The sequence below is a fragment of the Microbacterium deminutum genome, assembly GCF_039530205.1.
GTDB lineage: Bacteria > Actinomycetota > Actinomycetes > Actinomycetales > Microbacteriaceae > Microbacterium > Microbacterium deminutum.
The window spans coordinates 138,303-161,156 of record NZ_BAAAOG010000006.1 but is presented as its reverse complement, the minus strand read 5'-3'; the positions used below and the strand labels follow the sequence as shown (position 1 = coordinate 161,156).

Sequence of the window (22,854 nt, the reverse complement as noted above, 5' to 3'; positions counted from 1 at the left end):
TGGATAACGTGACGCGCACACACCCAAACGAGCGTCGTCCAGATCGTCTTGAGGTCGATCCCGATCACCCGGGAACCTCGCTCGACGCACGGAGGACGGGACGACCTGCCGGGAATTTCCGGCGAGTGAACTAGGTTGAAGCCTCGTTCAACACCTCGCGGAGTTTGGCGGCGAAGGCCTCGGGCTGGCCGGCGTAGCCGAACTCGCCACCCATGAAGCCGCCATGGTGGCTGGGGAAGACCGTCGCCTGCTGGCCGAGCCGTTCGGCCAATGCGATCGCGGTCCGACCGGTGTAGACCTTCATCGACTCCTCCCCGACCGCGACCACGATCCGGGTCGGCGCTGCCTTCAGGGCCTCGAGATCTGGCTGGTAGTGGACAACCGCCCAGGATCGGTCTGACAGCAGGGGGTCCTCCCGCGTGCCGTCGTCCGCGGTCGGCATCCCGAACGCGGCCGGGTCCGGCGCCGGCTGGGAGAGGTACTCATCGGTGACCTCGCCCTCCCACGAGGTCATCGCGATGAACGCGGCCATGCCGGCACCCCAGCCCTTGTCCTGGTACACCTGGGTGTAGGCCGCCCGGGCCCGCTGGACAGCCTCCGCATCCGGCAGCACGCAGTCGATGGGCGGCTCATGTGCGACCAGGGTCGACACGTCGTCCGGGTATGCGGTGACCAACGCGAGCGCGGTCACCGCGCCGCCGCTGCTGGCGAGCATTTCCACCGGGCCGGCCTCGAGCGCCACGATGATCGCGTGGACGTCGTCAGCCTGGGTCTCGGGCTCGTTCGTGACGCCGCCGTCCTTGCGTTTGCTCCGGCCGAGGCCGCGCGGGTCGTAGGTCACGACGGTGCGGTCCTCGAACAGCTTCACCTGCGCCTGGAACCCGCTGGCGTCCATCGGCTGGCCGATCATGACCAGCGGCGGCTGGCCATCCGCTGGCGGCAAAGGACCGTGGACGTCGAAGACCAGGTCGACCTCGGGTAGCTCGAGGGTGTGTTGCGTCACTGACGGGCCTCCTCCATGGCAAACAACTCACCGGATGCTACGACGCGGAATCTGCACTACGCCAGAGGGTCTCTGACCGAAACGCTCGGGGGCGGCGGACTGGCCCGATTTCGGAGTGGTGGGGCGGACGCTCGCGAGATAGGTTGCGGTCGTGGCGAGACAAACGAGCCATCGACGATCGCGCACGCTCCGGGCGAGCCGTCGCGGCGGTCGTCGCTCTCCTGGGCCTCGTCGTTTCGCTGGTGTTCGTGAAGCTCGCTCTCGACGGTCGGACTCTCTTCCGACGACGGCGCCGCGACCGAGGCGCGCTACATCCTCTTCATGCTTGTAGCGGCGGCACTTCGTCGCCGCGGGCGTGGTAACGGGTGTCATGCTTCGGATCCGCGCGGGGCGTCGCTGGAGGGTCCCCCCGCGCACATCTCGAATGGTGCGGCCACCGGTCAGCGGGAAGCTCGTCCATGGTGGCAGCAGAGACCGGCGTCGGAGTCAGTCGTTGAATGGCCCGCCGATGAGCGGGCCGAGATCCAGTTCGAACGCGAGGGGGTCCGCGGCCGCGCGTTCCCGGATGGCTTCTCGGCGGTCCGGGTCGGCATCGGCGATCACGGCGGGCAGTGCACGGACGGTTTCGGCGATCTCGTGGGCGGGGACGAGCGTGTGTCGGTTGAGCTGGTGTTTCGTGGTGGCGAGCGCGACCCGGTCGAACCTGGCGAGGCGGTGCGCGAGCTGGTCGACGAATCGGTCGAGCTCGTCGTCTGGAAGGGCACGGTTCACCCACCCATATCGTTCCGCGGTGGGCCCGTCGTAGTCGTTGCCGGAGGCGATCACTTCGAGGGCGCGTGATCGTCCGATGAGCCGGCCGAGCCGTTCGATGCCGCCGCCGGCAGGGATCAGCCCTAAGGGGACCTCGGGCTGGGCGAGGATCGTGTTTTCGAGGGAGCCGTAGCGGAGGTCGCAGGCCAGGGCGACCTCGTTTCCGCCGCCCCGTGCCCGCCCCCGGATTGTGGCGATCGAGATGACAGGCGCCCGGGCGAGGCGGTCGGTGATGTCGGCGAAGCGGTGCAGCCGTGCCAGCGGGTCCCCCGCCGCTGCACTACCCACGTCGTAGCGGGCCATGAAGAAGTGCGGGTTCGCGCTCCGGATGACGACGACGCGTAGGTGGGCATCCTGTTCGAGGATGCTCACCAGCTCGTCGAGCTCCGCGACGGTGTCGTCGTCGAGGAGGTTCACCGGCGGATTGTCGTACTCGGCGTACAGCAGTCCTGGGTCCGGCCGGTTCAGGATGAAGCGGCTCACGTGGAGTCCTCAGACTTGAGCGGCCTGGCGGCGGGCGACTTCGGCGCGTGCGGAGATCCAGAGGGTGTGGTTCTGGTCGCGTTCGCCGTGGAGTTCCAGCATCCCGTTGACGAGATCCTCGACGCTGCCGCCGCGGCGGGCGACCGTGCTGAAGTCGCGGATGTACTGCCGGGACTTGGCGAGGTTGTCCGGTGCATCGGCGGCGCCGACGGACTTGTGTCCGGCGACGACGATCTTCGGGTTCAGGGCGACGATCTTGTCGATTGATTCGATCCAGGCGTCGCGCCCGGGCTCGTCGGCTTCGAAGAACATCATGTGCACGTTGTTGTAGACGACGTCTCCGGCGACGATCGCATCGATCGACGGCACGGAGAAGGCGACCGACCCGTCGATGTCGCCCTGCCCGATGTGGACGATGTTCACCGGCTTCCCGTCGACGAGGATCTCGTTGCTCGGATACACCGTGGGTACGACCAGGGGGTCTGTCAGCTGACCCGGGAATCGAGAGCTCCAGTACCTGGACTTCTTGTTCGCGTCAGCCTCCCACGCGGCGCGGGCTGCGACCTCCGGAGCCGCGTACAGCCTGGCGTCGGGGAAGTGGGTGAGCAGTCGGCCGCCGCCTCCCCAGTGGTCGGTGTGCCCGTGGGTGATGTAGATGCCGGTGATCTTCTTGTCGAAGGTCTTCGCCCAGGCGGCGATCGCATCGGCGTGGTGGGTGGTGAGCATCGCGTCGATGAGGATCGCTTCGGTCGGTCCGGAGATCAGGGTGGAGCTCATCGGCGCCCAGGTCACGATCTCACCGGCGCCCGAGGCATCGGGGCTGTTGTAGGGCTCCATCGGGTAGACGAAGACGTCCACGTTCAGGGAAGTCACTGCTCTTGCTCTTAGTTTCCGTGGGCTGCGGCCTTGGCCTGCAGCTCGGCGATCTCCGCACGCGCCGCGGTGACGAGCTCCTCGTTGGTCTGCGCGTGACCCCACAGTCCCCACCCGCCCGGGACGGCCTGGGTCAGCAGCACCCAGGTGCGGTCACGGAGGCCCTCGTTTCCCGAAGCGGTGACGATGAGGTCGGTGAGCTGAGCGACGACGGCGAGCTGCTTGTCCCGGTCGAGCGCGCCGTCATTGGTGAGCACCTGCACCCGGACGTGGTCACCGGCGCCGTCCGCGTCGGAGATCGCCCCGGCCGGGAGCTCGTGCACGAACCCCGCGGTGTTCTGCCGGAACATCGGGATGTCGGGCACGGCCTCGACGGTCTTCACGATGGTGGCCGCGTCCTGGGCGACCTGGTGCGGGTCGGCGAACGTGCCGGCAACTGCGTAGATGTCGATCATCGGCATGGCAAAGCTCCTCCGGTCTCGGGGCCGAGCTGACCCCCACGGGACAGTATGCGCTATGCCAATCCTCATATTCAAGGCACTGTCGTTCGCCATCGGCGCATTGGATAGGGGACCCATCATACCAAGGGAAGCGAAGACGCAACGGGATGGCGGCCTTCTCGAGGTCAGCAGGAGCGGACATCTATGGTGGATCGGGTGACAAACCGCACTGCACGTCATATTTGTTATGATGTAGATCATAGGAGGACCTGCGGCTTGAGAGGAGCTGATGTATGGCCGGCAAGACGCGCGAGCAGATGATCGAGGGTGCGATGGACCTTCTCGCAACGAGTGGCCTGCAGGGTACGTCGCTGTCGGAGGTCATCGAGGCCACTGGCGCGCCGCGCGGCTCGATCTACCACCACTTCCCGGGTGGCAAAGATGAACTGATCGTCGCAGCGGTGGACCTGACGGGCCAGCGGTACACGGAGTGGATGGACCGGTTCTTGGGATCGTCGCCGGAGATGATCGTCGGCGGCTTCATTCAGATCTGGCGGTACACGCTGCTCCGCTCGGAGATGAAGGCCGGATGCCCCGTGCTCGCGGTGACGGTCTCGACGAACGTCGAGGCGATCGTCGACCACGCCCGGGACGTGTTCCGCTCATCCCGCCGACAGCTGTCCATGATGCTCGCCGACGCCGGGATCCGGGCCGATGCAGCGGCGGCCTTCGCCACGATCGCCGTCGCTTCTGCCGAGGGCGCGGTCGTGCTGGCGCGTGCGGAACGTGACATCGAGCCGTTCGAGACGGTCGCGGCCAACCTCGTCGCTCAGGCCGCCGAGCTGCCGGCAGCGTAGTCAGCTCGGGGCTCGGAAGCACCCTGCGAGGTGGTCGTTGACGACCCCGACGTTCTGCATGAACGCGTAGACGCTCGTGGGCCCGACGAAGCGGAACGCCCGGGACTTCAATTCCCGCGTCAGCCGCTCGGCCGCCGGCGTCGAGGTCGGGATGTCGGCGAGCGTCTGCGGTGCGGCATGGTCGGTGCGTGCATTGTCGAGCAGGTCGAGGAAGCCGGGCCATGCACCATGCAGCGCGTGCGCGTTGGCGATCGTGGCGGTGATCTTGGCGCGGTTGCGGATGATCGCCGGATCGCGCATCAGCTCATCGATCTCGGCGTCCGTCATGGCTGTCGTCGTCACTACATCGAAACCATGGAAGGCACGGCGGAAGCCGTCACGCTTGCCGAACACGATCGACCAGCTGAGCCCTGCTTGGAAGACGCCAAGAGTGAGGGACTCGAAGATCGCGCTCTGGTCGATCGTCCGAGTACCCCAGACGTCGTCGTGATAGTCGCGGATGCCGGACTGACCCGTCTCGGCCCACGTGCAGCGTCCGCGCCCGTCAGCTCCGACGATGACATCCGCACCCATGACTGGTGTCCTGCGCTCACGACTCCGCAGCCACGCGGATGATCGCGGCTGCGCGGTCGAAACGCGGGATGAACGCGGTGTGTGATCCGTCGACGTGCTCGACGGTCGCGCCCATCCGCTCGGCCATGAACTGCTCGGCCTCGGGTGCGATTGCGTTGTCCTGATCGGACACGAGGAACCAGCTCGGGATGCCGTGCCACCCCGCCGCGGTCGCGTTCTCCGTCAATGCCGCCGCGGCGAGGGGGCGCTGTGTGGCGTACATCACGGCCGCGGCTTCGGGAGAGGAGTCGCCGCAGAAGACCTCACGGAAACGCGCCTTCTTGACGTAGAGGTCGGGGCCGCCCGGGCCTCCGGGAGCGTCGTACGGCGTGGGTGTGTTCTCGGTTGCCAGCAGCGGGGCAGGGAACGGGCCCTGCACGCTCGCGCAGCTCTCGCCGACGTCGATCCCAAAGGCGGCGAGATAGACCAGGGCGTCGACGTTGCTCAGGCTCGCCGAGGCCTGGGTGATGACGGCTCCGCCGTAGGAGTGACCGACCAGGACCACCGGCCCGTCGATGGCGCCGACGACGTCGGCGACCGCGGCGGCATCCGTCGCGAGGCTCCGCAGCGGGTTCGGCGGTGCCACCACCCCGTAACCCGATGACTCCAGTTCACCGATGACCCCGGCGAACCCGGACGCATCAGCGAAAGCACCATGGACGAGCACGATCGTGCGCTCAGCGGACATGACATAGACCTCCTCACGAATCATTTCGAATGAATATGACGATTGCCCTTGTGGCTAGGTCAATCGGCATACCCAGTGATCATGGAACCAACAAGCCCTTGCGTCAAGGGCCCTTCTGATCCGCTGCGGCCTGCTCGCAGCTGCCGCTGGTGCTTCCCGCAGCGACGGACCCGCGCACAACTGCGACTCTTCCAAGCTACGAGCCTGGCAGACCTAGTCCGCGCCGCCCGGCGCCGGCTCGACGTCGACCGAGGACTGAAGAGCCAGTGCCGCGCCGCGCGCTCGGCGTCGAGAGTTCATTGAGTCGGCCTTCTCCGCCCGACAGCCGGTCGCTCAACGTCCGTGTTCGGCGAGGATCTGGTCTACGTCGATCCGACTCAGCAGGTCGTCCCAATCGATCGCCCGCGCGGCATCCGCTGCGTCTTCGTTCGCGTACACCGTCCCGTTTCGATGCACGGTTACCCCCGCCGGCACCACCTCATTGAGGCGTGCGAGGATGGCGTCGTCGGCTGCTTCGACATCGAAGTCGGCGCCGACGGTCGCGAGATAGTCGGCCGAAAGCGTGTAGGAGACGACAGCGATCTCGACTTGGCTCATGACCGACAGCATAGGTCGGCACGTTCTCGACGCGCAGTTGAGTGCGGTGGGGGTTGCGGTGCGCGACAGGGCACGACGTCCCTGAGGGCTGCTTTTTGTCTTCCGACTAGACATTCGGGCTGCGCCGACCCCTCGATGGTCTTGCCGCATTCGGTGACGATTGCGCAGTGGCGCTGTCCACCCCGGATGCTGGTTCCAGATGGCCCGTGCTCACGCTCGCTTGTGACGGCCCTGGTCGCGGGAGACGAACCCGGCCCTCAACGTTCAGCCGAATGCGATCCCCTTCCTGGAAGCGGGAGCGACCACGAGCAACGCATAGCAACCGCCATCTGGTTAGGAACCCGTCCGCTCTCGAAGCGTACCGATGAGCGGGGCGCGGCCGGCCAACGCGGCTGCCCTTCGAAGGCCGCGTTGCGAGGTGGCGAACCGGTCGATCATGCCACGCAGCTCGCGGGCATCGACATCAGCGCCGAAGGCTTCCGTACCGGGTTCCAGCTTGATTCCGTCGGCGAGCGATCCGACGATGACGGGGTCGAAGCCGAGATCATCCACCAGACCGACGACGAGATCGAGATCGCCCGCGTCGTCGCCCGCGATGCCGACAGCTTTGCGTCCGGTGAGGCCGGCGGCTCGTGCCTCGTCCTCGAGATCGTGGTAGCCCATGTGGTTGAAGGCCTTCACCACACGGGATGTCGGGAGGAAGTCCCGCACCAGCTCACTGCTCGAGGTCAGTGGGTCGGTGAGTTCGTCGGGGAATCCGTCGACTTCCCACCAGTAGTTCATGGCGTCGATCACCAGCTTGTCAGCGAGGGCGCCCGCCGCAATCGTGCGGTACTTGCCGAGTGGGAGAGCCAGGATGACGATGTCGGCCCGCTCCGCGGCATCCGCCGCTCTCACAGCTGTCGCCCCCGGCGCGAAGACGTCGATCGTCAATGCGATCCGCTTCGGATCACCGGATCCCGCAATGAGGACCTGATAGCCAGCCCTCGCGGCAAGCCGCGCGAGGACCGTGCCGAGCTTGCCGGCACCGAGGATCCCGATCACCGGCTTGATACCCGTCATGCGTGCACGGCCTTCCCATCCGCGGTGATACGTGCGGGCGCCATCCCGCTCGGGATCCACTCATCATGGTCTTCGGCGAGCAGTTCGCGAACGCGAGGAGCGACCTCTTCGCCGAGCAGACGGATGCTGCGTTCTCGCACAGCGCGAGGGAGGTTCATCAGGTCGTACTTCAGGTCGAAGCGGCTGAGGTGGTTGGCGCGCGCGACGAATGCTATCTTGCGGGCGACCGTCTCGGGCGAGCCGACGAACAGCGAGCCGGTCTCGACCTCTAGCCTGTAGCGCTCGGGTGTGGGCGGATAGAACCCGCGCTCGACGCTAGCCTGCTCGATGACCGGCTGCCAGTAGTTCCAGTACAGCTCGATGGCATCGTCGTCGGAGTCGGCGACCATGCCGATCGAGTGCTGGCCGATCGGCACCTCGGGCTGGCCGAACTGCTGCAGTGCCCGCAGGTACAGCTCCGCGTGTCCCGCGAAACGCTCGGGACGCCCGCCGATGATCGCCATCATGAGCGGCAGCCCGTAGCGGGCCGCGCGGATGACGGAGTCCGGGCTTCCGCCGATGCCGATCCAAGTGGGGATGCCGCCCTCCGGCATCCGCGGATGAAGCCTCTGGTCTGTCAGCGGGCTGCGGAAGCGGCCCGACCAGGTCACGGCTTCCTCGCGCTGCAGCCTCATGAACAGGTCGAGCTTCTCGTCGAACAGGTCCTCGTACTCGGCGATGTCGTACCCGAACAATGGGAACGACTCGATCGCCGACGCCCGGCCCAGCACGAGTTGGGCGCGCCCGTTGGACAGCGCGTCGACTGTCGCGAACTCCTGGTAAAGGCGCACCGGGTCCTGCGTCGACAGCACGGTCACCGAGGTGCCGAGCCCGATCGTGGTGGTCGCCTGCGCGGCAGCCGCCAGGACGACGGGAGTGGCCGAGTCGTTGTGGCCCTCGCGGTAGTGCTCGCCGACGCTGAACACGTCGAGCCCGACCGCTTCGGCCAGCTGCGCCTCTTGAACGAGCAGACGGATGGTCTCGGCATCCGTCATCACACGGTGTCCGTCGGTGGCATTCTCACCGAAAGAGTTCAGGCCGAACTCGAAACGCTCAGGGTCCAGCTGGTCGCGGTCAAGCGGGGTTGTCATCATCTCTCCTGTCATCGGTGCACTTCGGTCACGGCCTGGCCGTCGTCTGCGGGGGTGTCGGCTCCAGCATCAGCCGGCACAGGTCGCGCAGCTGCTGCAGCTGTTGGCTGTCGAGCCGGCAGGTCATCTCAGCGGTCACGTGCCGCGCGTGCGCTGCGCCCACTCGTCGTTGAAGCCCCGCACCCTTGTCGGTGAGCCGGATGCGGCACGCTCGGCCGTCGTCCGGGTCGTCCTCCCGCATGACAAGGCCCCGCTCCTCCATGCGTCCGATGAGGCGCGACAGGCCTGGCTGAGAGATCAGCACGTCGCCCGCCAGGTCAACCAACCGCAATCCCGCAGGTGCAGTCGACATCGCGTACAGGACGCCGTACTCGCTCTCCAGCAGGTCTTCCCAGACGTCGCCGGCCTTGAGTTCGCGCGCAATCGTCATCATCGAGCGGTACAACGCCTCCCACGCCTCGTTCGCGAGACGGACGTCCTTGGTCGTCATCGGTCGCCCCCACTTTCCCGTCGACTGCGCGCACGAATACCTGAACATACATGCGTACGCAACTATTCCGGCACGCCTGCACACACGCACCGACGGGATGCGCGGCAGGCGAGGACTCTCGTGAGCAGCCGTCTCGTGACTCGCTGTCCTGTCGGTCGTGGAATCTCACGCCGGGCGGAGGATGAGCGTGTAAGTGCCGTGAAGCGTGTGCCGCCATCCACGTCGCAGCGCCCAAACGATCGGCGAACTCTGGCGAACTCGCAACAAGGACCTCATCCGGGCCATGTCCGAATGCGGCGCCCTTGCGGGCATGATCGTCTGATGACGCGCTTCATGCCCTACGAGGGCTTAGAGGTTGCGCTCGGGCGATGCGCGACCGAGAGTGAGGATTCCTCCTACGCCAATGTGCGATTCGGCTCATCGAGCAGAGCCTCCGAGTCCCCGGCTCGCAATACCGGCCCGCCATCGGTTGTGAAGACCGGAATGCGGTTGAGCGGCGCGTCGATGCTGACGACTTGTCCGCCGTCCATCGCCTGCCCCGTCCATGCGTCCGTCCACGTTCTACCCGCAGGCAGATAGACAGGACGTGCCCGCTGACCGGGGTGAAGCACCGGAGCAACCAGGATGTCGGGGCCGAACATGAACTGATCGTCCACGTCCCACGTTGCCGCGTCGTCGGGGAAGTCGACGAAGAGAGGGCGCATTGGCGGAAGCCCGGTCTGCGAGGCGATTGCCATCTGCCGGTGGATGTAGGGCCGCAGCCGTTCACGGAGCCGGATCGTGGCGGCGATGATCTCGTAGGCATGGTCGCCGAAGGACCATGGCTCGTTCGGGCCGCCGCTGGCGGCGTAGCCATCCGAGTTACGTGGATCGCGGTCACCGTGGAGGCGGAAGATCGGACAGAACACGCCGAACTGGAACCAGCGCACCATCAGCTCCTGGTAGGCGGGGTCCGACGCATCACCACCGTGGAAGCCGCCGATATCCGTGGTCCACCACGGGATCCCGGAGATGGCGATATTCAGACCCGCGCGGACCTGTGTCGCGAGCGATTCCCATGTCGCCGGAATGTCGCCTGACCAGACCGCGGTGCCGTACTTCTGAGCCCCCGCCCAAGCGGAGCGCGAGAACAGCACTGTTTGCGGCAGCCCGTCGGCGGCCATACCCTCGGCGAAGAGCCGCGCGTTCTCCCGCGGGTAGATGTTGGCGACTTGCGCGCCTGGCCCAGCGTAGAACGTCAGGTTCTCCGGGTGGGCGGGGTTCAGTTCGGGCTCCGACGCATCGAGCCACCAGATCCCGATGCCGTGCGACACGTAGTTCCGTCGGATCAGATCCCATACGAATTCGCGTGTCCGGGGGTTGGTCGGGTCATAGAGGCTGACCGGCATCGCCAACGGCATTCCCTTGTCGCGAGCCGACTGGTGCACCTCGAGGCCCTGGTCGGTGGCCACAAGTAGGCCCTCGTCGCGGAACCGCGGATAGTTCTCCGACAGCGGCGATACGGTTGGCCAGACCGAGACCATGAGTTCCACACCGTGCTCGCGGAGCTCTTCGACCATGGCGGAGGGGTCCGGCCATTCCTCCGCGTCGAAGCGGTAGTCGCCCATTGCGGACCAGTGGAAGTAGTCGGCGACGATCACCGAGAGTGGAAGGTCGCGGCGTGCGAACTCGCGGGCGACCTCGAGCAACTCGTCTTGGGTGCGGTAGCGCAGTTTCGACTGCCAGAACCCGCTCGCCCACCTCGGGAACTCGGGGACATGACCGGTCGCATCGGCGTATGCGGCGAGGATCTCGGCGGGCGAACCCCCGGCTGTGATCCAGTAGTCGATCTGGCGTGCCTGCGCAACCTGCCAGCGGGTCGCGTTATCGGCGAATTCGACCCGGCCGACCGCGGGATTGTTCCACAGCAAGCCGTAGCCCCGATCGGACAGCACGAACGGTATGTTGACCTCCCCGTTGCGCTGTACCAGATCGAGCGCGAGTCCCTTCACGTTCAGTCGGCCGTGCGTGCGCTGCCCCATCCCGTACAGCCGCTCGCCGTCGTAGGCGGTGAACTCCTGCTGCAGTTCGAACGCCCCGGATCGGTTCCCGAGGTAGACGCGAGGCCCGGGCGTCCAGAAGTGTTCGCGCTGTTCGCTGAGCAACTCGCGTCCGCTGACGGTGTCCGAAAACGCGAGGTGCACCTCGGGAATCGCCTCTGAGCGATCGAGAAACGCCGTGACACGGATCCGCCCACGCACGACTTCCGCGCGGTCCCCTTCGATCACGATGATGGGCTCGCCCGCTTCCATCGCATCGCCAAGGGCCCCATGATCATTCACGTCGATGGAGTGCAGAGACGCCCGTACACGGAGGCTGTGGCTCCCCCAGGCCTGGATGCGGATGACTTCGTGGCGATTGCGGATCTCGAGTCCGTCGGGGAGGCGCTGGAACAGCGTCATAGCGTGGGTGTCCTTCGAGGGGTTGATGTGCATGTTGTGTCTGCGGATGTATCCGTCATTTGAGCGCCCCGCCCAGGGCTCCGGCTGAGATGTACCGCTGGGCGAAGACGAGGAAGATGATCGCTGGGATGGATGCGAGCGTCGCGGTCGCCATGACGGGTGCCCAGCTCTGCACGTTGGCGGCGAGATAGTTGTAGATGCCGAGCGTGACGGGCCGCACGGTGTCGGACGTCGTCAGTGTCAGCGCGAACACGAAGTCGCTCCATGCGAAGAGGAAACTGAACAGCCCCGCGGTGATGATCGCATTCCTGCTGAGCGGGACGACGATGGACCAGAAGGCGCGCCACGGCCCAGCGCCGTCGACCCGGGCGGCTTCGACCAGCGAGGGTGGGATGGCTTCCATGAACGCGCGCAGAATGAGGATCGCGAACGGGATGGATGTAGTGGAGTCCGCGAGGATCAGTCCGGGAATGGTGTTGAGCAGACCGATGTCGTTGTAGATCGTGTACAGCGCGTTCGCGATGACAATGCCCGGGATCATCTGCGAGATCAGGAGCGCAAGCAGGACGGTGCCGGCCCACGGCAGCCGAAACTTGGCCATCGCGTACGCCGCAGGTGTGGCCACCAGCAGCGTGAAGATCACGGTCCCGACGGCGATCATGAGGCTCGTCCCCATGTTCGCGAGCTGTTCACTGATCGCCTGTTGGTATGCGGCGAAGGTCGGATGCGTCGGGAAGAAGGTCGCGTTCACTGCCGCCGCCCCAGACTGCAGTGACGTGTTCGCCATCCAGTAGACCGGAAACAGCATGATGGCCAAGAAGACGATCGCGAGGATCGTGTATGGAAGTCTCCGAGGAGATCTGCGCTCCATGGCAGGGCCCTATTCGTCGATCGGGCGCCGGTTCAGGCGCAGATAGATGGCCGTGAAGATCAGCGATATGACGATCAGAATGTTGCTGATCGCGGCTCCGATCCCGAACTGGAAGAGGACGAATGACGCGTGGTAGGAGTTCGTCGCCAGCGTCTGCGTGGCATTCGCCGGTCCACCGCCGGTCAGGCCCAGGATCACGTCCAGAACCTTGAGGGTGTAGACAACCCCGAGCACCAACACGACGGTCACGACGGGGCGCAGGTTCGGCCAGGTGATGAACCGGAATGCTTTCCAGCCGGTGGCGCCATCCAGCGAAGCCGCCTCATACAGCTCGCCAGGGATGCCCTGCAGGCCTCCGTAGAGGATGGTGACGTTGAACGGGATCCCGAGCCAGACGTTGACCATGATCACGGAGACCAGCGCGACGTCGGGACTGCTCAACCACGGGATGGGGTGTGAGGTGACGTGAAGGAACAGCAAGGTCTGGTTGAGCACCCCACTGTCCTGATCGAGAATCCACTTCCACACCGCGGTGGATGCTATGAGAGGCAGCAGCCACGGCAGCAGGAGAAGTGCGCGCAGCACCCCGCTCAGCGGAAACCGATGGTTGAAGAAGACCGCCAGCGCCATCCCGATCACGAACTGACCGATGATCGATCCGATCGTGAACAGCACGGTGTTGATCATCGTCGTCGAGAAGAGCGGACTCGTCACAACGGTGACGTAGTTCGCCAGGCCCACCCAGGGCGCCTCCCCGGTGTAGAACGTCTTGGTCGTGTACTCCTGGAAGCTCATGACCACGTTCTGGACGATCGGATAGCCGAAGAAGAGCGCGATGTATGCCACCGCCGGGAGAATGAACATCCACTGAGCCACTCGCTCCGCCCCGAATCGGCGGCGGCGTGTCTGCGGCGGTCGGCCGTTTGACGGGGTCGGCGGCGGCGCGGACGTCTCGACGTGAGCCAACGTCATGTCCTCTGTCCTTTCGTGCCGCCTCGTGGCGCCCTAGGAGGGGCGTCACGAGGCGGCCTTTCGGAGCCTGAGCCCGGGTGGCGGGCCCTCCCGTGTTGCTACTTGCCAGCCGTCGCCTGGGCGAGGGCGTCCTGAGGCGTCGCCTTGCCGGTGAGCACGAGCTGCTCGGCGGTGTAGATCTGCGTCGCGATGTCGGGCCATGTCACGCCCAGCTCTGCGGTGCGTGAGCGGGCGTCCGCGACGATCTGCACGAAGCCGGAGAGGTCGGCGTTGCTCTCACCGAACTTCTTCGCAGCCTCGACGTTCGATGGCACGTAGTTGTTCTGGTCGGCGATCAGGGCCTCATTCTCGGCGGTGTTCAGGCAGCCGACGAACTTGCCGGCGGCCGCCATCTTCGCGTTGTCACCCGTATTCGGCACGGTGAACGTCTCGCCGCCGAGCGGGGTCTGGGACTTCTTCCCCTCAGCCTGGGGCGGAATCGGCACGTACCCGAAGTTGATCTTCGCCTGCTTGAGCGCGGGGATCTGCCAGGGGCCGTTCTCCATCATGGCCGCCTTTCCTGCGATGAACTGGTTGTTCACGTCGCCCTGCGACCAGTTCACGACGCTCTGCGACACCGAGCCGTCCTTGATGAGGTCGGCGAGGAACTGCAGCGCCTGGGCATTCTCCGGCGACTTCAGGTCCTTCTCGTCGCCCCCATTGCTCCACATCCACGGCATGAACTGCCACGTGCCTTCATAATTGTTCACGCCGCTGAACGCGAACCCGTAGCGGCCGGAGGCGGTGAGCTTCTTCGCAGCTGCGCGCAGCTCGTCCCACGTGGTCGGCGGCTGGATGCCGGCTGCCGTGAGCATGTCCTTGTTGTAGAACAGGCCGAGGGAGTTCACCCCCGGCGCGAGCCCGTAGAGCTCGCCCTTGTACGTGCCTGCGTCCACCACGCCTTGGGTCATCCCGTCGGAGCTGAGGCCGTAGTCCTTCAGCGGGGTCAGCGCACCGGAGTCCGCGATCTGCTGCACATCCGGGTTGTCGAGCATGAGGACATCGGGCAGGGTCTTGGATGAGATCTGCTGCAGGACCTTCGGAATCAGACCGCCGTTCGGAACGTGGTTCGCCGTGACCGTATTGCCGGCCTTCGCCGCGCACGACTGGTAGATCTTGTCGTAGTTCGCGGCCTGCGGCCCGGCGTAGTAGTCCTCGACGAGCAGCTTCTGTCCTCCGGCGGCCGTGGATGACACGCCGCCGGAGCCGCCCGCGCATCCGGCCAGCGCCGTCGACAGGCCGACGACGATCACCGCGGCTGCGACAAGCCCCTTTTTGTTCATGATTAGCTCCCTTGCTGATGCGATTGTTTGGATTCTTGATTGGCAGTCCGTGGATCCCGGTGTGGATCCGCGGACAATACCTCTTGTGATCGCCGAAGGCGATCTGGCTCTGGAAAGTTAGTCAAACCGGTTTGATAGTGTCCCAAAAAAAATACCGCCCCGCCTTCGTCAGACTTCACGAGTGCTCCCCCTGTCCACCATCAGCGGCGCGAGCAGTTCCTGGACCACCGGGCGGGATGGGTCTTCGATCCGCTCCGCGACCAAGTGCACCGCACGGGAGACAACCACCTCCGGAGATGGCTCGACGGCGGTGTACGGGAGTGCGAACATTGCGCCGAACTCATCCCCGAACAGACCCACCACGGACAAGTCGCGCGGAACGGAGATGCGACGCTGGCTGAGAAGCACGGGCAGGTCTATGAGGGCACCTACGCTGTGCACCAGGAGCGCCGTCGCATCGGGAGTCGCGTCCAGCGCCCCGGCGAGAACGCGCATGCGGTCCTTGGGGTCCGCCGCATCGTGGACGACAGTCAGCGCCAGGCCCGCAGTCTGTGCCTCGTCGATCACACTTTCGTGCAGCCGCCACACGTACCCGAGATCCTGCAGGAACATCTCAGTCGGGAGCGTGACGAAGATCACCCGACGATGACCCCGCTCGGCGAGGTGTCGCACCATGCTTCGTCCGGCAGCTGCGAAATCGAGGTCGACACTGTCCAGTGCCGCGTTGTCGTCTGCGAGACCGATCAGAACACCCGGCTTCGCAGCAGCCAGAACACTTCCGATGCGCTCATCGTGACGCGTGACGTTGAGCAAGATCACGCCGTCCACGCGACTGCTATCGGTCACGCGCTTGATGCCCGCCCTCCCATCGAAGTCCGTCACCATAAGGACGTCGAAGCCGAGCTCGCGCGCCGTTTCGGAGACGATCATCACGTACTGCATTCGCGCCGGAGCGAACTCAGCGGGCGTATACGGAACGATGAGACCCAGCGTCGAGGTCTTCGAGGTTGCCAGCGCCTTGGCGCCAGCGTTCGCGGTGTACTGCAGGGCAACGATCGCCTCGCTGATCCGCTGACGGGTCTCTAACGAGATCGGCCGCTTGCCCGACAGCGCGTGCGAAACGGTGCTTCGAGACACGCCGGCGTACTTCGCCACGTCCCCGATCGTCGCCATCGCACGCTCCATCACTCCGAGACCGGTGAATCAAACCGGTTTGACGACTGTACCAGGCCACGTGCACAAACGGAAGATCCATGACTTGGATCACCGGCGATGTCGACCCGAGTACTCAGAACGTTAGCAATCCGACGTGTCGATGTGATCGACTCCGGACTCCACCGCATCCCGCGGCAGCCGCACTGCGCCCGCAGCGTCTGTCGGCGGGCCGAACACACCCGGCCCGGCCAGCTGCATCGCTCCGTATCCCGTGCGGCTCATGAGGTGATTGCCAAGAGTGGACGTTGGGACCGTTCATGCGCTCATCCGTTCGTCCAGGCAGGGATCAGTCGAAGCGGTCCTGTGAGCGGAGGATCTCGGCGAAGTCGCTCAGCAGGCGCCCGAGCTGGTCGACCTCGCCCGGCGTCAGCTGATCAAAGAGGGTCCGCCGCGCGCCTTCGGCCTGCACCTCGTACGCCTTGTCCGCCTGGTCGAGGCCGCTCGCGGTCAGGATCACCGCCGTGACGCGCCGGCCCGAGGGTCCTGGATCTTCTCAACCCACCCGTGCATGCGCACGGCCTCGACGACGCGCGTCGCGGCTCGGCGAGATCGGACATCCGGAGAGTGCCGCGCGCGGACTCGGCGAGGTGCAGGAGAAGACCGAACTCGGAGAGCGAGACGTGCCGGGCATCCATCAGCTGATCGTTCAAGTGGCGGGGCAGGATCGTCGCGATGCGGCCGATGGCACGCCAGGCGCGGGTCTCCGCCGCATTCGGGCGCTCCACGCCGGCCATGTCAATCGAATCGGTCTTCGCGGGAGAGCGTGATCGAGAGTCGACGGAGGATGCGGGCGAGCTGTTCGGCATCCTCGCGTGTGATGTGGTCGAAAAGGATGCGCCGGGCGCCCCTGACCTGAACGTCGTACGCGGGCCCGACCTGTTCGCGGCCCTTGTCGGTGATCGCGACGGTCGTGGCGCGACCGTCCGTTGCATCCGGTGTCTTCTCCACCCAGCCGCGCCGCCGCAAGGTCTCGACGACGCGCGTCGTGCGGCTCGGCGAGAGGCCAGTGTCCGCGGCGAGGGTGCTCATCCGAAGGGTGGCATCGTCGGACTCGGAGAGGTGCAGCAAGATGGCGAACTCCTTGACGGAGATGCGTCGCGCGTCCTCCATCTCGTTCTCGAGATGGCGCGGGAGCAGGTCGGCCACGTGGACGAGCGCGCGCCACGCGCGATCTTCAACGCCATCGAAAGGCCTGACACCCACCATCGTCCCCACTCTATCGCCGGGTTTCCGCAGTACCTGGTTCCCCGGGGTATATAGTTGCACGCGCGAGCAAATAATTCTACGCTGACCGCACCGCGACCGTCATCGAGGAGGACCCCATGACCAGCGAACCCCGTCGCGACCCGCTAACCGATCCGCTGCTTACGCCGGAGAACTCGGCGCTCGTGGTGATCGACTTCCAGCCGACGCAGGTGGCGGCCGTCCACTCGATGGACGCCGCGCTGATGACCAAGAACGTCGTGACGCTCGCCAGGATTGCCACGACGTTCGGGCTTCCGATCGTGTTGTCCACGGTCAACGTCGCGAAGGGGCAGCCGCCGACTGTGGCCGAGTTGAAGGCGGTGCTCGCGGAGAGCGCGGAGATCGACCGGACGCAGATCAACGCCTGGGAGGACATCGAGTTCCGCGCAGCGGTCGAGGCGACCGGGCGCCGCCAGCTGGTCATCTCGGCGCTTTGGACCGAAGCGTGCCTCGCCTACCCGACGCTCGACGCGTTGCGCGAGGGTTACGAGGTGTTCCCGGTCGTGGATGCTATCGGCGGGACGTCCGAGGAGGCGCATCGCGCCGGGCTGCGGCGCGTTGAAGCCGCCGGCGCCCAGCCCGTCAGCTGGGTGTCGGTAGCCACGGAGCTGCAACGGGACTGGGCGAGACGGGATACCGCCGTGCCGATCCGGGAGATCGTCGTGGTCGACCGGCTGATGAAGGAATAGGGAAGGATCCGAGATGGGACAGGAACAGGTCGTCCTCGACTTCATGGACGACGTGCTGAACAACCACAATGCTGAGAACGCCGGGAAGTACCTGACCGACGGCATGGCCTGGCACGGCGGGACTGTCGGCACGGTCGCGGGGCGGGACAACGTCGCGGGACTCATGGGAGCCGTCGTCGGCGCCATCCCGGACCTACACGCCGACCTGCAGGACATCGCTGTGCAGGACGAAAAGGTCGTCGTGCGGCTCATCGTCACCGGCACGCTGCGCGGCGACCTGCTCGGCATCGCCGGAAGCGGCCAAGACGTGCGCTGGGATGCGATCGACTTCTACCGTCTCGAGGACGGCCTGATTGCGGAAGAGTGGGCGGCAGAGGACTTCACAGCGTTCTTGAACACCACGGGCACGTACCGCGCGCCTTGGGTGCTGTAGCCTGCGCGCGCCGTCCAGGCATCGAACTGTGTCGTCGGCTCGCGGGCCGTCGACTTCTCGAGGCAGTCGGGTCAGCCTCTTGGGTTCGCGGCGCGGTTAGCAGGTTCACACCGACCCAAAGCCGGAGTTCACGCCGGCTTGATGTTGTTGTTGACCCGGAAGAGGTTGCCGGGATCGTACTGCGACTTGATCGCTCTCAATCTGTCGAGATTGCCGCCGTACTGCTGTTGCAGTACCCGCTCGTCCGTTCCGGCATCACCGGAAAAGGCCAGGTAGGCGCCGCCGGCACCGTCGAGACGACGTGCCGCCTCGATCGAGGCGCGGACCCAGTCGCGCACTTCATCGAAGGTGGCGGGGTCGGGGGTTCCTCCGTCGATGCTCAACATGAACGCGGCACTGCGGTCGCCGAATGCGGTTTGGTCGGCTGCCACGGCCGCGGTGGCACCGCCGATGATCGGCACGTGGATGAGCGTGCTGGGATCGGGTCTGGACATCGCGAGTTGATGGATGAACGCCATCGCGTCGTCGGTCAAATCGTGGAGATACATCGACTTCCAGTAGGAGTGGAGGTTCTCCACCAACGGATCGAACCCTGCCTGGAAAGCCCGGAAGGTCGGGATGTAGTCGGTCATGTCGAACAGCGGGCTCCCCAGGCTTCGGAATTCGTCAATGATCCCCTGCCCCTCCTCCTTGTCGCCGGCATAGAGGGCGGCCACAATGAATACCTCCTTGCCCTGCACCGGCGGCGGCAGCGCGTCGCTGGCTGGCAATGACCAATACATGGCTCGAGTGGTGACCTCGTCACCTGCACGAAGGGCGAGGTCGCGCCACTGCGGCATCAGCTCGGCACCGGAGGCTGCGTCGTGGAATACCACGGTGAGGGCGACCTCCGGTCCGATCTCGCGGGCCCGGAGGGTGAAGTCCACCACGACGCCGAAATTCCCCCCACCACCGCGGATCGCCCAGAACAGGTCCGTGTTCTCGTCGTCGCTGGCGGTGACGAGTTCGCCCGAGGCCAACACGATTCGAGCGGCCAGGAGGTTGTCGCAACTCAAGCCCCACTTTCGGTGCAGCCAGCCGATGCCACCGCCCAGCGTCAGACCGCCCACACCGGTTGTCGAGACCACGCCCCCCGGGACGGCCAGACCGAAGATCTGGGCTTCCCGGTCGACTTGCCCCCACGTCGCGCCGCCCTGAGCACGCACCGTCCGGTTGGCCGAAGCGACCCAGACTCCGTTCATGTCCCGCAGGTCGAGAACGAGACCACCGTCGACTGTTCCATGACCCGCGACATGGTGACCACCACCCCGAACCGCGAGTTGCAACCCGTGCTCTCGAGCCAGGTTGACGCCGTCGATGACGTCGGCGATGCCCGAGCACCTGATGATCAGGCCCGGCCGGCGATCGATCGCGAGGTTCTCGACCACCCGGATCTCGTCGTAGCTGGCGTCACCGGGCCCAATGAGCGGACCGCGGAACAGCATCCGGAGATCGGCGAGCTGCTCGTCGCTGAAATCCACGGTTCCGGCGGCGACAGTTGACAGTGAAGCGGTCATGAAGACTCCCGATTCCTCGCAGGGTGTGCCAGACCGAGGCTACGGATTGGACACCCACCGCCACATGACTAGAAATGCCCATTCCTCAGGGAATGCCCTCCCGACGATGCCGAAGGGTCGACGCGATCCGAGGGGCGCAATAGGTTTGCGGCATGGGGGCGTGGAGAGTTCCACCGTTGCCGACCGGATGGCGGACCGCCGACCAACCGCCCTTTGTGGGGCGTACCCGAGAGTTGGATGTGATCCTGTCGGTGTGGCCCGACGTCATCGCCGGGTCGGTTCACGCCTTGTTTGTGACCGGCGAACCGGGAATCGGCAAGACAAGACTCATGGCCGAAGCGACGACGCGTCTTGCCGGTCGAGGCTCGGCGGCCTTTGTCGGTTCGTGCGTCCCCGAGTTCGGGGCGCCCTTCGAGCCTCTGGACGTCCCTCTCCGGGCCTTGCTCGACCTGGTCAGGGGGCCGACTGCCGCCGACTCAGCCAGCCAACTGATCCGGCAGACGGTCAGTGCAAGCGGTCTTCACCCAGATGACCGCGAAGGACTCGTCTCGCAGACGCACCGCCAGGTGCATCCACTCCGGCTGGCATCCGCGATCGTGGATCTCATCCGGGAAGCCGCCGATAGTCATCCGATCGTGATCGTGCTGGACGATCTACAGTGGGCGGACGCGACGGCACTCCGGCTTCTTCCCCGGCTGATCGAGGGGCTCGCGGCCAGTCGAGTGATGTTGCTCGGTGGCGTGCGCTCGACGGAACCGGATCGTTCGGGAGTCGCAGAAGAGGTGCTCGCGTCGCTGCACTCGTTCGAAGGAGTCCGCCGAATACCGTTGTCGCCGCTGACAGTGGAGGAAGTCGCCGAGTATGCGCGCCGACGGCAGGTCGGTCCGAAGGGGGACGCTCAGGATTCAGCCGCCCGCCTGAGCTACTTGACCGGTGGAAATCCTTTCCTCCTCCGTGAGGCATGGCGCTTTTCCGAGGACGTCGCGGCGCACTCGGTCGGCATCACCCTGCCGGAGTCGGTCAACGACCTCTTGCGCGCGAGGCTGCACTCCATCGATGCCGGGCAGCGACGGCTCCTTCAGCGGGCCGCGGTGCTGGGCATGGACGTGGTCCCCGATGAGATCGTCGGGATGACGGATGAACCAGTCGGCGCCGTCCTCGAGGCGCTCGATCAAGCCTCGGCCGCAGGGTTGCTGGAATCCGCGGACGGATCCACCGATGACCTGCGGTTCCCGCACGCAATCGCCCGGCAAGCATTCCTGGACAGCATCCCGTCCCGCGAGCGGCCGACCCTTCACGCTCGCGCTGCCGGGATGCTGGGGCGGAGGTCGCCACCCCCGCCTCGGCTGACGCAGCGGCTCGCCTATCACTACTCTCACGCGATCTCACTCGGATACCGCGACCAGGCGATAGAGCACACAGTAGCGGCGGCAGGGCTCGCGGCATCGAGATTCGCCTATGAGGAGGCTGCACGGCAATTCGAGCGAGCGGCCGACATGTGCGACAGGACGACTCGACGCGATGAACTTCTGCTTTCGGCGGCTGCCTATTGGCGGCTGGCGGTCGACCTATCGAGGGCACGCTCGCTGGCGGAGCGAGTCTGCGCATCCGGGGGTCCTCGTGAACGCCTCCTAGGTGCCATTGAGTACGAGTCATCGACGATGGTACAGCCTGGCCTTCACGGTGAGCGCGCAGTCCAGCTCTTGTTGCAATCACTCGATTGGGAACACACGGAGGCGACAGAGCCCGAGCGGATCGAAGCGCTGGCCGCTTTGGCACGGGCCACGTCGCTGTCGGGACGTCCTGATGAAGCTCGGAGCTTTGCGGCTGCGGCAACCGAACAGGCGCGGACGACGGGCGACGAGAACCTGTTGCTGCTGGTGATGCTCAAGGGCTACCTGCATAGCTTCAGGCCGCAGGGGCTGCGCGACGTATACGAACGAGCGGGCGAGATCTGGAGTCGCGCCAACGCGAGTTCGCAGACGCGCGACGGTATCGACGATCGGCTATACGTAGCTCTCTATTACAGGGCGGCCGCGGCCTACCTGGTGGGTGACCGGTCAGGACTGGAAGGTGCTGAGACGGAGCTGACCATGGTTGCGGAACGAATTGGCAGCTACTGGAAGTACTGGCGCGACTGCTTGATCTACGGCGGACACTTCGTCGCAGGGCGGCTCGACCAAGCCCGCCAAGCCTACCGACGGGCAGCACAGGCCGAAGCCTTTTTCTCGGACACCGGGTCGAACGTCGCGGCGCAGCAGCTATACATGATCAAACGTGAGCTCGCGGACCTGGGCTCCGTCCGGGGGGTGATTTCAGGCGACGAATCGCCCCACCAGCACTGGGCGCCCGGGCTGCTCAGCATCTACACGGAACTCGGGATGGCGCGGCCCGCGGGCCGGATGCTCACCTGGCTGCGTGAACACGACACCGCCGCAGCGCACGAGTCCGCCGAATGGCCCGGTGTTCTGGCATTCATGACGGAAGCGGCGATTTTCCTTCGAGATCACGACGCCGCGGCGCAGCTCCGTCCGCTGATGGCCGAGTACAGCGGGCTCAACCTGATGTCCGGCGTCTTCGTGTCGTGCTTCGGAGCCGCCGACCGCTACCTCGGCCAGCTCGATGCGCTCGTCGAGACGGGCGACCCTGGGGCATCCTTCGAAGCTGCCCTCGAGTTGGATGAAAGAGTGCACGCCCATCTTCACGCCGCCTATACGCGGGCAGCGACCGCGCATTGGCTTGCTTCGCGCGGTGCCCGGTCACGGGAGGCTCTCGCACTTGCGGATCGTGTCCGCGTCGACGCCTCGACGGCCGGATGGCTGCGAGTTCTGCAGCTCGTCGATGGCGATCCGAGACTGCGCGGGCGCGTCGACGGGCTCACGGCCCGAGAGATCGAGATCCTCCGCCTGATCGACCGGGGAATGTCGAACCGCGAAATCTCGGTGAAGCTGTTCATCAGTGAGCACACCGTCGCCAATCACATCCGAAGCACCCTCACCAAAACCGCGAGTTCCAACCGCTCCCAGGCGGTTCGATACGCCCGAGACCAGGGCCTGGTGTAGGAA

General features: G+C 65.8%; 22 protein-coding genes. 4 read left to right on the top strand and 18 right to left on the bottom strand.

Features of this window, described 5'->3' with window-relative positions; genetic code table 11:
* Positions 1-130: 130 nt before the first annotated feature.
* The 4 genes from ABD212_RS14640 to ABD212_RS14625 all read right to left on the bottom strand — a co-directional run bounded on the left by ABD212_RS14640 (position 131) and on the right by ABD212_RS14625 (position 3,630).
* Positions 131-1,003: an alpha/beta fold hydrolase gene (locus tag ABD212_RS14640; protein WP_344095904.1), complete on the bottom strand. Its 873-nt coding sequence runs from the start codon at positions 1,001-1,003 to the stop codon at positions 131-133.
* Between the two features lie 486 nt (positions 1,004-1,489).
* Positions 1,490-2,296, bottom strand: a complete 807-nt coding sequence (locus ABD212_RS14635) for an enoyl-CoA hydratase/isomerase family protein (RefSeq protein ID WP_344095902.1) — start codon at positions 2,294-2,296, stop codon at positions 1,490-1,492.
* A gap of 9 nt (positions 2,297-2,305) precedes the next feature.
* Positions 2,306-3,169 (bottom strand): MBL fold metallo-hydrolase, encoded by an 864-nt coding sequence (locus tag ABD212_RS14630; RefSeq protein WP_344095900.1) that lies wholly within the window; start codon positions 3,167-3,169, stop codon positions 2,306-2,308.
* 11 nt (positions 3,170-3,180) lie between these two features.
* Positions 3,181-3,630 (bottom strand): hypothetical protein, encoded by a 450-nt coding sequence (locus tag ABD212_RS14625; RefSeq protein WP_344095898.1) that lies wholly within the window; start codon positions 3,628-3,630, stop codon positions 3,181-3,183.
* A gap of 272 nt (positions 3,631-3,902) precedes the next feature.
* On the opposite strand from ABD212_RS14625, the gene ABD212_RS14620 reads away from it, so the two are divergent.
* Entirely contained in the window at positions 3,903-4,466 is a 564-nt protein-coding gene (locus ABD212_RS14620; RefSeq protein ID WP_344095896.1) for a TetR/AcrR family transcriptional regulator, read from the top strand.
* On the opposite strand, the gene ABD212_RS14615 is transcribed toward ABD212_RS14620, so the two are convergent.
* The 13 genes from ABD212_RS14615 to ABD212_RS14555 all read right to left on the bottom strand — a co-directional run bounded on the left by ABD212_RS14615 (position 4,467) and on the right by ABD212_RS14555 (position 17,072).
* Complete coding sequence (locus tag ABD212_RS14615; protein WP_344095894.1) at positions 4,467-5,039, bottom strand: DNA-3-methyladenine glycosylase I; 573 nt, start codon at positions 5,037-5,039, stop codon at positions 4,467-4,469.
* Between the two features lie 16 nt (positions 5,040-5,055).
* Positions 5,056-5,766, bottom strand: a complete 711-nt coding sequence (locus ABD212_RS14610; RefSeq protein ID WP_344095893.1) for an alpha/beta hydrolase — start codon at positions 5,764-5,766, stop codon at positions 5,056-5,058.
* Between the two features lie 333 nt (positions 5,767-6,099).
* Complete coding sequence (locus ABD212_RS14605; protein ID WP_344095891.1) at positions 6,100-6,363, bottom strand: hypothetical protein; 264 nt, start codon at positions 6,361-6,363, stop codon at positions 6,100-6,102.
* A gap of 333 nt (positions 6,364-6,696) precedes the next feature.
* Positions 6,697-7,425 carry an NADPH-dependent F420 reductase gene (locus ABD212_RS14600; RefSeq protein ID WP_344095889.1) on the bottom strand — a complete coding sequence of 243 codons (729 nt, stop codon included), beginning with the start codon at positions 7,423-7,425 and terminating at the stop codon, positions 6,697-6,699.
* Complete coding sequence (locus ABD212_RS14595) at positions 7,422-8,555, bottom strand: LLM class flavin-dependent oxidoreductase (protein WP_344095887.1); 1,134 nt, start codon at positions 8,553-8,555, stop codon at positions 7,422-7,424. The genes ABD212_RS14600 and ABD212_RS14595 overlap by 4 nt, the downstream gene beginning before the upstream one ends.
* Positions 8,556-8,583: 28 nt before the next feature.
* On the bottom strand, positions 8,584-9,045 hold the full coding sequence (locus tag ABD212_RS14590; RefSeq protein WP_344095885.1) for a MarR family winged helix-turn-helix transcriptional regulator: 462 nt from the start codon (positions 9,043-9,045) through the stop codon (positions 8,584-8,586).
* A gap of 395 nt (positions 9,046-9,440) precedes the next feature.
* Complete coding sequence (locus tag ABD212_RS14585) at positions 9,441-11,486, bottom strand: glycoside hydrolase family 31 protein (protein WP_344095883.1); 2,046 nt, start codon at positions 11,484-11,486, stop codon at positions 9,441-9,443.
* 55 nt (positions 11,487-11,541) lie between these two features.
* Positions 11,542-12,357 (bottom strand): carbohydrate ABC transporter permease, encoded by an 816-nt coding sequence (locus ABD212_RS14580; protein WP_344095881.1) that lies wholly within the window; start codon positions 12,355-12,357, stop codon positions 11,542-11,544.
* Between the two features lie 9 nt (positions 12,358-12,366).
* Positions 12,367-13,329: a carbohydrate ABC transporter permease gene (locus tag ABD212_RS14575; RefSeq protein ID WP_425561280.1), complete on the bottom strand. Its 963-nt coding sequence runs from the start codon at positions 13,327-13,329 to the stop codon at positions 12,367-12,369.
* A 98-nt stretch (positions 13,330-13,427) separates the two neighbouring features.
* Positions 13,428-14,651 carry a sugar ABC transporter substrate-binding protein gene (locus tag ABD212_RS14570; protein WP_344095877.1) on the bottom strand — a complete coding sequence of 408 codons (1,224 nt, stop codon included), beginning with the start codon at positions 14,649-14,651 and terminating at the stop codon, positions 13,428-13,430.
* Positions 14,652-14,819: 168 nt separating this feature from the next.
* Complete coding sequence (locus ABD212_RS14565; protein WP_344095875.1) at positions 14,820-15,824, bottom strand: LacI family DNA-binding transcriptional regulator; 1,005 nt, start codon at positions 15,822-15,824, stop codon at positions 14,820-14,822.
* A gap of 328 nt (positions 15,825-16,152) precedes the next feature.
* Positions 16,153-16,323 carry a hypothetical protein gene (locus ABD212_RS14560; RefSeq protein ID WP_344095873.1) on the bottom strand — a complete coding sequence of 57 codons (171 nt, stop codon included), beginning with the start codon at positions 16,321-16,323 and terminating at the stop codon, positions 16,153-16,155.
* A gap of 278 nt (positions 16,324-16,601) precedes the next feature.
* The gene (locus ABD212_RS14555; RefSeq protein ID WP_344095871.1) at positions 16,602-17,072 is read right to left on the bottom strand and encodes a MarR family winged helix-turn-helix transcriptional regulator; all 471 of its coding nucleotides are present in this window, start codon (positions 17,070-17,072) and stop codon (positions 16,602-16,604) included.
* Between the two features lie 182 nt (positions 17,073-17,254).
* On the opposite strand from ABD212_RS14555, the gene ABD212_RS14550 reads away from it, so the two are divergent.
* Complete coding sequence (locus ABD212_RS14550) at positions 17,255-17,800, top strand: isochorismatase family protein (protein WP_344095869.1); 546 nt, start codon at positions 17,255-17,257, stop codon at positions 17,798-17,800.
* 13 nt (positions 17,801-17,813) lie between these two features.
* Positions 17,814-18,233: an ester cyclase gene (locus tag ABD212_RS14545; protein ID WP_344095867.1), complete on the top strand. Its 420-nt coding sequence runs from the start codon at positions 17,814-17,816 to the stop codon at positions 18,231-18,233.
* A gap of 128 nt (positions 18,234-18,361) precedes the next feature.
* On the opposite strand, the gene ABD212_RS14540 is transcribed toward ABD212_RS14545, so the two are convergent.
* Complete coding sequence (locus ABD212_RS14540; protein ID WP_344095865.1) at positions 18,362-19,789, bottom strand: FAD-binding oxidoreductase; 1,428 nt, start codon at positions 19,787-19,789, stop codon at positions 18,362-18,364.
* A 152-nt stretch (positions 19,790-19,941) separates the two neighbouring features.
* Here ABD212_RS14540 and ABD212_RS14535 point away from each other — a divergent pair, with 152 nt between their 5' ends.
* The gene (locus tag ABD212_RS14535; protein ID WP_344095863.1) at positions 19,942-22,851 is read left to right on the top strand and encodes a helix-turn-helix transcriptional regulator; all 2,910 of its coding nucleotides are present in this window, start codon (positions 19,942-19,944) and stop codon (positions 22,849-22,851) included.
* The last annotated feature ends 3 nt before the right edge of the window (positions 22,852-22,854 follow it).